The organism is Protofrankia sp. CiP1_Cm_nod3, from assembly GCF_982290655.1.
On sequence record NZ_CEVIVD010000143.1, the window covers coordinates 1 to 10272 of the forward strand.

The window sequence follows — 10272 nt, forward strand, 5'->3', positions numbered from 1 at the left end:
GTCGCTACGACCGTTTGACCCCGCCCGGACTTCACCCCGGAACAACAACGGGACTTCACCATCAGGAAAGAAATTCTCCGGGAGTCCGACACCGCGACCGACGCGGAGGTGAGCCGCCGGGAAATCAGCTATATCCGACTGCTGCGATCGAACGATCCGGACGTCGGCTACAACCGGTGGCCCCGTTTCGTCCCGGCCACCACCCCGGAACCGGTACAGCCACCCGCCGTCGCGCACCGGGCCGGTCCGCCGTCCGGTCCGCCAGCCTGACGGCGGCCAGGCCCCACCTTCTCGCGGGGGATCGTTTAGCCCGGTCTCGTCGCACCGGCATAGTCGTCTCCCGGCCATCGCGCCGATGAGATCCGTATGGTTTTTCCACGGCCTGGCGCTGTCACGATTGTCCCGCCGCCGAGATAGAGGGCGACGTGGTGGATGGCGGTTCGGGTGCCGTAGAAGAGCAGGTCGCCGGGGGCGAGGGGGATGTCGGCGGGGAGGCGCGGGCCGGCGTCATATTGGGTCTGGGCGGTCCGTGGGATCCGGACCCCGGCGGCGGCCCAGGCGGCCTGCGTCAGTCCGGAACAGTCGAAGCCTTCCCCGTACGCGGGCCCGTTGCCGCCCCACTCGTAGGGCAGGCCGAGTTGGGCGGTGGCGTAGTCGATGGCGACCAGGGCGGCGGTCGACGGCGCCGTGTCTTCCGCACCCGCTCCACCCGTGCTGCCGGTCCCTGTCTCGGGGGCGGTGTAGGTGTCCACCGAACCCGAACACTTCAGTCGGCCAGCGCGGTGATCTGGGCGCTGAAGTCTTCACGTGCGCCGGCGTGGGGAATCCCGCCGCGCAGTGGATCATTCAGTTGTGGCGTGAGGCTGTCGCACCTGCCGCGACTGAGCTGGCATCTGACCGCAGGTCCCGGCCGGCGATCCGCCCGGGAAAGACGGTGGGTCACCGCGGTGCTGCCTGGTCTGCTGATCTCCATGGAGTCGATGGCGCACGGTTTGACCCTTGCGTTGAGTCTTCCGTCTGTCGCCAGCGCTGTTCAGGGCTCGATGACCAGGCGTTCGATGAGGTTGTCGCGGAGGGTGAACTGGTAGCGCAGATCGACGACGCCGCCGGGGAAGTTGCCCTCGAGGTGGTTCGTGGCGATGTAGTGGATCTGGTCGGTTTTCTGCGCGGCGGTGAGTTCGATGGTGTAGGTGAACTCGCTGGCCGAGCGGGTCAGCCAGGTTTCGATCGCTGCTGTTCCGTGGTAGGTGGTGCCGTCGTCGATCACGGTGGCGTCGGTGGTGAACGCGCTGATCGCGGCCGGGGTGTTGTGGGTGCGGTGCGAGGCCAGGTAGCGGGCGATCACCTCGGGTAGCGCGTCGGGGGCGATGGGCTGGGGCTCGTTGTCACGCATGGCTGTCCTGACTGTGAGGGGCGGACGGATCACACGGTCGGCGTGGTGCCGCCGTCGATGACGTGCTCGGCGCCGACGATCGACGAAGCGCGGTCGGAGACAAGAAAGGCGACCAGTTCGGCGACCTCGTCGGGCCGGTTGGGACGCCCGAGCGGAATGCCGCCGAGGGAATCCATCAGCCCCGCCAACGCATCCTGGCGGCTGATGCCGGCGCCCTGGGCGAGCCGGTCGACGAGAGCGTCGGCCGCGGCGGTCTGAATGAAGCCGGGCGACACGGTGTTGACGCGTACCCCGCGCGGGGCGACCTCGTTGGCCAACCCTTTGCTGTAGGTGGTCAGCGCGGCCTTGGCGGCGGCGTAGGCAAGGGTGCCGTTCCACAGTGGCATCCGGCGCTGGATGGAGGAGACATGGACGATGGCCCCCTTTCCGGCCTCGATCATGCCGGGTAGCAGGCCGCGGTCCAGGCGGACCGCAGCCAGCAGGTTGATGGTCAACTCGGTGGCCCAGTCGTCCTCGCCGAGGGCGGCGAATCCGCCCGACGGTGCCTCGGAACCGCCGAGATTGTGGACCAGGATGTCGACGCCGCCCAGGCGGTCGAGCGTTTCGGCCACCACGGTCGCCGCCCCGGCGGCGGTGGCGAGGTCAGCGGTGATGAACAGCTTCGGATCGAGGTCGTCCGGCTGGCGGCGGCCGGTCACCAGCACGGTCGCGTCGGCGTGGGCGAGGCGCCGGGCGATGGCCGCGCCCGTGCCTCCGGTACCGCCGGTGACCAGCGCACGCCGGCCATGCAGGGATTCGGTAGGAGGGATGTAGGTCATGACGCCGTCCTGTTCCCGAGTGTGGCCATCCTCCGGCCCACACCCGTAGCTACTGCTAGAATAGAAGTCAGTGACTTCGACTTTAGCAGCTACTGGGGAGGGGGTCACCATGGCGAGCCGGATCAGGCTCGAGGACCGAGAGTGCCCGCTGTCGACAACGGTGCAGCACGTCGGCGAGTGGTGGACGCTGCTGATCCTGCACGACGCCTTCGACGGCTACACCCGCTTCGACCAGTTCCAGGACAGCCTCGGCATCTCCTCCAGCATGCTCACCGCCCGTCTCAAGACCCTCGTCGCCGACGGTCTGCTGGAACGCCGCCCCTACCAGACCAACCCGGTCCGGCACGAGTACGTCCTGACCGACCTCGGCCGCTCGCTGCGCCCGGTGATCGTGACACTGGCGGCGTGGGGCAATTCCCGCCTCCCCGCCGAGCAACGCAGCATGATCCTCGTCGACGCGACCAGCGGAGAAGAAGTCGAACCCGTCGTCATCGACGCGAAGACCGGCCGCCGCCTCGACGACAGCGACGCCTACGTCTTCACCGCGGGACCCGCCGCCAGCTCGGCCATGCGCGCCCGCTACATCTCTACCGCCGACGCCACGTAGCCCCCCGGGGGGTGGCTAACGACCAGGCTGCCGGGTCGAGCCCGACAGAGAGGGTTCCGCGCTCATCCCTCGGACGGTCCCCTGATGGCGCCGAGGTAGACCTCTGACCCCCATCTCGCGCCAACCGCCGCCGCGAAGGGCTCGACACGAACGTCGGCGCTCTCGTGAGGAGCGTCAACCATCAGCGCCTGCCCGGCCTGCATAGCCAGGTAGATGCCGACATGCATGACTTTACTCTGATCCGTTCCGAAGAACACGAGATCCCCCACCTGCAGGGGCGCCCCGGCCGGCAGCGCCGGGCCGGCGTCGTATTGGGCCTGCGCGGTGCGCGGGAGCTGGATGCAAGCCGCGGCGTAGGCGACCTGGGTTAGGCCCTACCTGCCAAGATGGGATGAGACAGGAGATATTTCCCATCTAGGCTAGCTTGGGCGGGGTTGGGAGAGGGAGATCGTGGCAGTGGTGCTGACGGCCGGGCAGGGCCTGGTCGATGATGGTCGGGTGGACGAGCCCGAGGCCGGCCGGCCTGATCCGGAGGTCGAGCCGAAGGCGAAACGGCGCACGTTCACGGCGGAGTACAAGGCGCGGATTCTCGCGGAATACGACGCGGCGACCAGGCCGGGTGAGAAAGGCGCGATCCTGCGCCGGGAGCGGTTGTACTCGGCGCACCTGGTGGAATGGCGCCGAGCGCGGGACCAGGGCGTGGCCGGGGCGTTCTCGAAGCCGCGGGGCCGGCCTGCGCCCGACCCGCGGGACAAGGAGATCGAGCAGTTGCGGGCGCGGCTGGCCCGGCAAGATAAGGAACTCGAGGCGTCCCGGCGCGTGATGGACATCATGGGAAAAGCCAACGCGCTCGTGGAGGCGCTCTCCGAGAGCATTCCCGGAATCACCCGGGAATCGTCGCCGAAGGAGAACGGATAGCCGACGCGTGCGCGGTCGAGCTGGCCGACGTCGTCGGGGCGAAGAAGGCGTGCGAGCTGACGGGCCGGTCGCGGGCGACGTTCTACCGGCGCCACCGGCCGCCCGCGTCGGCTCCGCCGCGCCGCCCGCCGAAGCCGCACCGGGAGCGCGCCCAGCCGCGGGCGCTGTCCCCGGAGGAACGGGCACGGGTGCTGGCGATGCTCGACTCGGAGCGGTTCGCCGACGCGTCGCCGCGGTCCGTGTGGGCGACGCTGCTCGACGAGGGCGTCTACCTGGCCTCCTGGCGAACCTTCTACCGGATCCTGGCCGCCGAGGGCCAGACCGGGGAGCGCCGCGCCCAGGCCACGCACCCGCCGCACGTGAAGCCCGAGCTGCTCGCGGAGGCGCCCCACCGCGTGTGGACCTGGGATATCACGAAAATCAAGGGGCCGTCGAAACACAGCTATTTCTACCTGTATGTCATTCTCGATATCTTCAGCCGGTATGTCGTGGGCTGGATGCTGGCGCCGAACGAGTCGGGCGAGTTGGCGAAGGAGCTGGTCACGCAGACCTGCGAGAAGTACGGCGTCGACACGTCGGGGCTGACGGTGCACGCGGACCGGGGCTCGTCGATGACGTCGAAGACGGTCGCGATGCTCTACGCGGACCTCGACATCGTCCGGTCGCACTCCAGGCCGCGGGTCTCGAACGACAACCCGTACTCGGAGTCCCAGTTCAAGACGCTGAAGTACCGGCCCGGCTTTCCTGACCGCTTTGGTACCCTCGCCGAGGCGCGCCAGTTCTGCCGCCGGTTCTTCGCCTGGTACAACCACGAGCACAGACATTCGGGAATCGGCTATCTCGCGCCGGCGGTCGTGTATTTCGGCCAGGCCGAGGCGGTGCACGCTGCCCGCGGCCGCGTCCTCGACGCGGCCTACGCCGCGCACCCGGAGCGGTTCGTGAACCGGCGCCCGGTTCCGCCGCCGCTCCCACAGCCTGCCGGGATCAACCACAAGCCCGACGAGCGAGCAGAACCGGCCGCCGCCGGCATCCCCGAACGATCGGAGGTCGTCCCCCGACAGAGAACGCATGCAGGGTAATCCACAAAGAATCTTGTCTTAAAGATCTTGACAAGTTCCGAACCCGGCCGGTGGCACACCGACCGGGTTGGGGATGCACACTGTGCGCTCGGAGGGGCTCGAACCCCCAGCCTCTTGACCCGTAGTTAGATTTAGATCTTCCGTCGACGTTCGCAGAGGTCCGCCCCGTCCGCTGACCTGGTGGGCTCTGTCCATGGGCGTCCGCCAACGTCCACCCTCGTCCACCGGCTTGGCTGTCAACTTGGCTGTCAGTCGTTCTGACTATGGTCATCTTGGTGGTCTTCGCGGTGCCATGGTTTAGTGAGAGCTATACTCGTTTGATGGACGGGCGGCAGTGGGACGTCTACCTCGTCAACGAGGTCCGTGACTGGATCGACGGCCTGGACGCCGCGACACACGCGCGGGTCGTCCAGGCGATCGACCTGCTCGCGGAGACCGGCCCCGGGCTGGGGAGACCGCTGGTCGACACGATCAGCGGCTCGTCGCTGCCGAACCTGAAGGAACTCAGACCGGGCACGGTACGGATCTTGTTCTGTTTCGATCCGTGGCGTTCGAGCATCCTGCTTGTTGCCGGGGACAAATCCGGGCAGTGGAACGCCTGGTACGACGAAGCGATTCCACTGGCGGAGCAACGCTACAAGAGCTACCTGGTGGAACGCGGCCAGGAGGAGGGTGATCGGCGATGAGTGGTCACGTACGGTGGGCTGATGTCCGTGCCGAGCAGGTCGCCCGGGCCGGCGGGGAGGAGGCGGTCGCCGCCGGCAAGCAGGAGCTTCTTGCGGTCGCGGTGGGGCACCGGCTTGCCGAGGTGCGTCGTGCGCGGGGTCTGACCCAGCAGCAGGTGGCCGAGCGGATGGGGGTGACCAAGGGCCGGATCTCGCAGATCGAGCAGGGCTCACTCTCCGGTCAGGACGTGGTCGCCAGATACGCTGCCGCTCTTGGTGGCCGGCTGCATCAGGCGATCTACTTTGACGACGGGGACATCGCCGCGATCGCTTGACCTGTTTCGTCGCCGCAGCACACCCGACGGCTTCCTGGGCTGAGGGCCGTTGCTGCACCCGCTGCTTCAGAAAGACCAGAGCCCCGCGCCGTGTGATCGGCTGCGGGGCTCTGACCTGTCTCAACCTGACGTGCGCTCGGAGGGACTCGAACCCCCAACCTCTTGATCCGTAGTCAAGTGCTCTATCCGTTGAGCTACGAGCGCCTGCCGGGCCACGGTAGCGGACCGACTGAGCAAGAGTACAGCATCGGCCCGCGATCTCCGAACGGGCGTCAGCGTGGCGGTAGCCGATGCGGTGTGACGTCCCCCAGGCGGCCGTTGGTGATCGATGCCGTCATGAACGTGTGGTGTGGCTGGCGGCGGCGGTCCGTCGGGGAGCCGGGGTTGAGCAGCCGGACCGGTCCGGCGCCGCCCGTCCGGTGGACCGTGGCGTCCCAGGGGATGTGCGAGTGGCCGAAGACGACCAGGCCGGCGTCGGGGTAGATGGCGCTGACCCGCTGGTTCCGGCCGGTGGCTGTCCCGGTCTCGTGCACGACCACCGTCCGGACTCCGTCGAGATCGACACGTGCCACCTCCGGTAGCAGCTTGCGGATCTCGGGTCCGTCGTTGTTGCCGGAGCAGCCGATCAGGCGCGGAGTTCTGGCCTGGAGCCGCTCCAGCAGGGCGACGTCGACCCAGTCGCCGGAATGGATCACCGTGTCCGCGTCGTCGACCGCTGCCCACACCGGGGCCGGCAGGTCACGGGCACGGAACGGCACATGCGTGTCGGCCAGCAGGACGAGCCTCATCCGTCGAGTCTGCCTCGCCGGCTTCGGCCGGAAAGCGGGCTGTCAGCACGAAAATGCCGCGGGGTGGCCAGCGGGCCGTCGATGTATGAATCGTGAAGGGCTGTCGCGCTCCGTTCGGACGGGCAGAAGCCGGAAGGTACGCTTCCTGTGGTGTCTGGACAGCCGTTGCCGGAGATGTCACCACCGGGCGGCGCCCTGCCCCGGGCGGCTCGGGTCGCAACAGCGACCGGCCTTTTCGTTCATGCCTTCGTCTTCGCGGCCTGGATTCCTCGCATCCCTGAGGTGAAAGCGTCGCTTGCGCTGAGTGAGGGCGAGCTCGGGCTGGCGTTACTTGGAGCACCGGCCGGCGCAGTTCTGATCATGTGGGCCATTGGTCTTCTCGTCGGGCGTGTCGGCAGTGTCCCCGTGATCCGGGTCAGTCTTGTCCTGTACTGCGCCGCCGGTGTGCTCATCGGTGGTGCCGGCAGCCTGCCCGTGTTGTTCGTGCTGCTTGCGTTCTGGGGGGCCAGCGGCAGCGGGCTCGACGTCGCGGTCAACGCTCAGGCCACCGAGGTGGAGCGACGCTACGGGCGTCCGATCATGTCGGGGCTGCACGCGGCGTGGACGGGCGGTGCGCTTGTCGGAGCGGCCCTGGGCGCGGCGGGCGCGGCCGCGGAGACGCCGCTCGGCTGGCAGCTCGCCGGCGTCGGCGCGCTCGGGCTCGTCATCGGTCTTCCGCCGACTCTGATGATGTTGCCGCGTGACGCGCCCGCTCCTGACGATGCACTGATCGTGCGTCGTGCGCCCGTGATGGATGCGAGGAACCCGGCGGTGGCGGGAAATGTCGCCGATACCGGGAGTATCGATAACGTGGCGGGTGTAGATGTTGCCGTCAGTGGCAGGGCTGCCGGTGACACGACCGGCCGGGACGGCGGAAATATTACGGATACGGCTGTCGGCGTCGTGATGACCGAGTCCGTGGTGCCAATTCATGATCGTGATTGTCCGGTATTTCCTGTGTCGGCTCCGGTCTCCCTGCTCGGTGCTGTCGAGGAGCACGAGGAAAACCAGCCGACCAGGAACAAGAAGGGCGAGGATGCCGGGAAGGGAGCCGATGAGAGCGGGGACGCCGGGGAAACGGGGGGATCCGGAGCGGTCGGCACGGCCGCGGAGCGGACACCCGAGGCGGTGTCCGCTCCGCGCGCTTCTCGGGGTTCCCGCGGTTTTCGGCATGGCCTGAACATCCGCCGGGGGGCCGGCCGTCCGCTTGACATGCTCTGTTTCATCTGCCTGTCGAGTTTCCTGTGCGAGGGTGTGGCCGCGGACTGGAGCACCCTCTACCTGCGGGATGTGACGGGTGCGTCCGTGGATGTCGCGGGCATCGGCTTCGTCCTGTTCGCGGGGACGATGCTGGTCGGGCGGCTGGCTGGGGACAGGGTGACGGCCGCCGTCGGGGCCGCCTGCCTGGTCCGGGTTTCGGCTGGGGCCACGAGTGTCGTGTTCCTCTCCGCGCTGGCCGTCGCGGACACCGCTATCGGCGTACCTGGCGGAATCGTGGGTTTTGGCATCATTGGTATCGGAATGGCATGTGTCGTCCCGTCGACGATATCGGCGGCAGGGCGGCTTGGCATTCGTGCTTCCGGTCGGTCCCCGTCCGCTGGGGCCGCTGTTGCCAGGGTTATGAGCTTTGGTTATGTCGGCTGGTTGATAGGCCCCCCGATCGTCGGAGGGCTCGCAGAAATGATCAGCCTGCGTGCCGCTATGATCGTTGTGGTTGCTCTTGCCGCGACGGTGGCGGTCCTCGCGCCTGCTTTGTCCGTTTCGTCCGTCCAGCCTCGGTGATGGCCCTGTCGCGGACGTGTCGAGGGCCGTCGGATGTCTGGCTGGTTTCTGACTGGAAGGTGGGTCGGGCTGGTCCGGTCGGGTACTCTCCGCTCGTGATGGGGGCTGGCGAGAGGGGAGCCGGTGCTGGCGCCACTGGCTGCTGACGATCCGCGTTCTGTCGGGCCCTACCGGCTGCACGGCCGTCTCGGCGAAGGTGGAATGGGCGTGGTCTATCAGGCCTTCGCTCCTGATGACACGCCTGTAGCGATCAAGCTTCCGCACCTGAACGTGGCGGCGGATCCCGAGTTCCGGGCCCGTTTTCGCCAGGAGGTCACCGCTGCCCGGCGCGTCCGTGGCGCTTTTGTGGCCGAGGTCCTGGACGCTGATGTGGACGCTCCTCGCCCCTGGATGGCGACCGCCTACGTCGACGGGGTGAGCCTGGCGGACGCGGTACGCCGCCGCGGCCGTCTGGACGGCCCGACGTTGATGAGCCTTGCCGTTGGTCTTGCCGAGGCCCTGGTCGTCATCCACGCGGCTGGCGTGGTGCATCGCGATCTCAAACCCGCGAACATCATCATGGACTGGGACGGGCCGAAGGTCATCGATTTCGGCATCGCTCGGCTCTCGGACGCCACCATGAACACGAAAACCGGCTTCAGCATCGGGACCATCGCCTGGATGGCTCCCGAGCAGCTTTCCGGAGAACGAGCCGGGCCTGCCGCCGACATCTTCGCCTGGGGTACCTGCGTCGCGTTCGCCGCGACGGGCCGGCATCCGTTCGCGGCCGGGACACCGGCGGCGTCGATGGCCCGGGTCCTGGGAGACGCTCCCGATCTCGAAGGGGTTCCGGAGCCGTTCGCCTCCGTGGTCGCCTGGGCGCTGGCGAAGCCGCCGGCACAGCGCTGCACCGCCGTTGGTGCGGTGGCCAGCCTCACCGGAAGGCAAATCTACGGCGTTACCGAGGCCGAACGGGTCGCTACCCGTGTCATCCGCGGTGGTCTTGGCCTGGATGACGCGTCGGCAGCCGGTCCGTTCGGGCCGTCTCGGCCATCCGCCGGCCACGGTCAGGCAGCTGGCTGGCCAGGATGGCAGACCCCACCGCCATCGCCTGAAACGGGCCACACCCGGGTCGGGCCTCCGCTCCCGCCGTGGGAGGCCGAGGAACAGCCCGTCCAGGGTGCTCTCTGGAATGCGCAGCCCCCGGTGCCGCCCCCGCCGCAGCCTCCACCGCCCGGAGCGGACCGACGTGGGCTCCTCACTCCACCCGGGCCACCCCAGCAGGGACGCTTCGGCCGTTCGTCGCCAATGCCGGTGCCAGTTCTGGCGGTTCTGCTGGTGGCGGCTGTGCTTACGGCCATCCCCGTGATCTCGCGGGCCAACACCGCGCGGATACCGACGATTATCGGTTATTACGACATATGGGACGTTTTCGGGGAGTTCACGGTGGCGTTCCTTGCGCTGCCGGTGATGCTTGTCGGTCTGGTGGCCGGGAACCGCCGGGGTGCCTGGCGTGATTTCGCGGCCGGATGTGTGGCCGGTCTGTCCGTCATGTCGGTCGCGGAGCTCGGCTTCGCCCAGGAGGAGTTCGGCTCCTCGCTTGACGTCGGCGGGTGGCTGATCATAACGGGTGCCGCCGCAGCGTTGGTCGTCGTCCTGGGCTGGCGGGGCTGGACCGCCGGCTGGACCTTCGGCCGGTGGACAGTCTTCTGCCTGCTCGTCGGTGGTATGGGCGTCGTCGTGTTCGCCCCCGCGGAGCTGCATTGGAAGGCTTATGTCCTCGCCGGGCAGCCGAGCCTGGTCGGAACCTCCGCGATCGCTGGTGTGCTGCTTCTCGCCACGTTGTTCGCGCAGCCCCGCAGCGTCACG

At 68.3% G+C, this 10272-nt stretch carries 11 protein-coding genes and 1 tRNA gene; 6 read left to right on the plus strand and 6 right to left on the minus strand.

What is annotated here, in order from left to right; translation table 11 throughout:
• Window positions 1-305 precede the first annotated feature (305 nt).
• The 3 genes from AC5LUJ_RS20100 to AC5LUJ_RS20110 all read right to left on the minus strand — a co-directional run bounded on the left by AC5LUJ_RS20100 (window position 306) and on the right by AC5LUJ_RS20110 (window position 2211).
• Complete coding sequence (locus tag AC5LUJ_RS20100) at window positions 306-752, minus strand: C40 family peptidase (RefSeq protein WP_250289522.1); 447 nt, start codon at window positions 750-752, stop codon at window positions 306-308.
• A 281-nt stretch (window positions 753-1033) separates the two neighbouring features.
• Entirely contained in the window at window positions 1034-1393 is a 360-nt protein-coding gene (locus AC5LUJ_RS20105; protein ID WP_250281214.1) for a nuclear transport factor 2-like protein, read from the minus strand.
• 29 nt (window positions 1394-1422) lie between these two features.
• Entirely contained in the window at window positions 1423-2211 is a 789-nt protein-coding gene (locus AC5LUJ_RS20110) for an SDR family oxidoreductase (protein WP_250289529.1), read from the minus strand.
• A 109-nt stretch (window positions 2212-2320) separates the two neighbouring features.
• Here AC5LUJ_RS20110 and AC5LUJ_RS20115 point away from each other — a divergent pair, with 109 nt between their 5' ends.
• The gene (locus tag AC5LUJ_RS20115; protein ID WP_250281218.1) at window positions 2321-2818 is read left to right on the plus strand and encodes a winged helix-turn-helix transcriptional regulator; all 498 of its coding nucleotides are present in this window, start codon (window positions 2321-2323) and stop codon (window positions 2816-2818) included.
• Window positions 2819-2880: 62 nt separating this feature from the next.
• Here the strand turns inward: AC5LUJ_RS20115 and AC5LUJ_RS20120 are convergent, their stop codons facing one another.
• The gene (locus tag AC5LUJ_RS20120; RefSeq protein ID WP_445548177.1) at window positions 2881-3159 is read right to left on the minus strand and encodes a C40 family peptidase; all 279 of its coding nucleotides are present in this window, start codon (window positions 3157-3159) and stop codon (window positions 2881-2883) included.
• A gap of 139 nt (window positions 3160-3298) precedes the next feature.
• Here AC5LUJ_RS20120 and AC5LUJ_RS20125 point away from each other — a divergent pair.
• The 3 genes from AC5LUJ_RS20125 (at window position 3299) to AC5LUJ_RS20135 (ending at window position 5815) form a co-directional block, all read left to right on the plus strand.
• Window positions 3299-4815, plus strand: a protein-coding gene (locus AC5LUJ_RS20125; RefSeq protein WP_445548178.1) for an IS3 family transposase whose coding sequence is annotated in 2 segments (ribosomal slippage) — window positions 3299-3653 and window positions 3653-4815 — 1518 coding nt in all. Because the reading frame shifts where the segments join, the coding sequence is not laid out codon by codon here.
• 263 nt (window positions 4816-5078) lie between these two features.
• Entirely contained in the window at window positions 5079-5501 is a 423-nt protein-coding gene (locus tag AC5LUJ_RS20130; protein ID WP_493465514.1) for a type II toxin-antitoxin system RelE/ParE family toxin, read from the plus strand.
• Complete coding sequence (locus AC5LUJ_RS20135; protein ID WP_250281220.1) at window positions 5498-5815, plus strand: helix-turn-helix domain-containing protein; 318 nt, start codon at window positions 5498-5500, stop codon at window positions 5813-5815. Before AC5LUJ_RS20130 ends, AC5LUJ_RS20135 begins: the two co-directional genes overlap by 4 nt.
• Before the next feature lie 131 nt (window positions 5816-5946).
• Here the strand turns inward: AC5LUJ_RS20135 and AC5LUJ_RS20140 are convergent.
• Both AC5LUJ_RS20140 and AC5LUJ_RS20145 read right to left on the minus strand, forming a co-directional pair.
• Window positions 5947-6019: transfer RNA gene (locus tag AC5LUJ_RS20140), tRNA-Arg, on the minus strand.
• A gap of 68 nt (window positions 6020-6087) precedes the next feature.
• Window positions 6088-6603, minus strand: a complete 516-nt coding sequence (locus tag AC5LUJ_RS20145; RefSeq protein WP_250281222.1) for a metallophosphoesterase family protein — start codon at window positions 6601-6603, stop codon at window positions 6088-6090.
• A 147-nt stretch (window positions 6604-6750) separates the two neighbouring features.
• On the opposite strand from AC5LUJ_RS20145, the gene AC5LUJ_RS20150 reads away from it, so the two are divergent.
• Both AC5LUJ_RS20150 and AC5LUJ_RS20155 read left to right on the plus strand, forming a co-directional pair.
• The gene (locus AC5LUJ_RS20150) at window positions 6751-8424 is read left to right on the plus strand and encodes an MFS transporter (protein ID WP_250281223.1); all 1674 of its coding nucleotides are present in this window, start codon (window positions 6751-6753) and stop codon (window positions 8422-8424) included.
• Window positions 8425-8547: 123 nt separating this feature from the next.
• On the plus strand, window positions 8548-10272 hold a 1725-nt coding region (locus AC5LUJ_RS20155; protein WP_493465515.1), incomplete at its 3' end, for a serine/threonine-protein kinase.

What these genes read in the sequence shown, in the direction of transcription:
- AC5LUJ_RS20105 (WP_250281214.1), bottom strand. Translation starts at nt 1,393, where the DNA reads ATGCGTGACAACGAGCCCCAGCCCATCGCCCCCGACGCGCTACCCGAG.
- AC5LUJ_RS20110 (WP_250289529.1), bottom strand. Translation starts at nt 2,211, where the DNA reads ATGACCTACATCCCTCCTACCGAATCCCTGCATGGCCGGCGTGCGCTG.
- AC5LUJ_RS20115 (WP_250281218.1), top strand. Translation starts at nt 2,321, where the DNA reads ATGGCGAGCCGGATCAGGCTCGAGGACCGAGAGTGCCCGCTGTCGACA.
- AC5LUJ_RS20130 (WP_493465514.1), top strand. Translation starts at nt 5,079, where the DNA reads ATGGTCATCTTGGTGGTCTTCGCGGTGCCATGGTTTAGTGAGAGCTAT.
- AC5LUJ_RS20135 (WP_250281220.1), top strand. Translation starts at nt 5,498, where the DNA reads ATGAGTGGTCACGTACGGTGGGCTGATGTCCGTGCCGAGCAGGTCGCC.
- AC5LUJ_RS20145 (WP_250281222.1), bottom strand. Translation starts at nt 6,603, where the DNA reads ATGAGGCTCGTCCTGCTGGCCGACACGCATGTGCCGTTCCGTGCCCGT.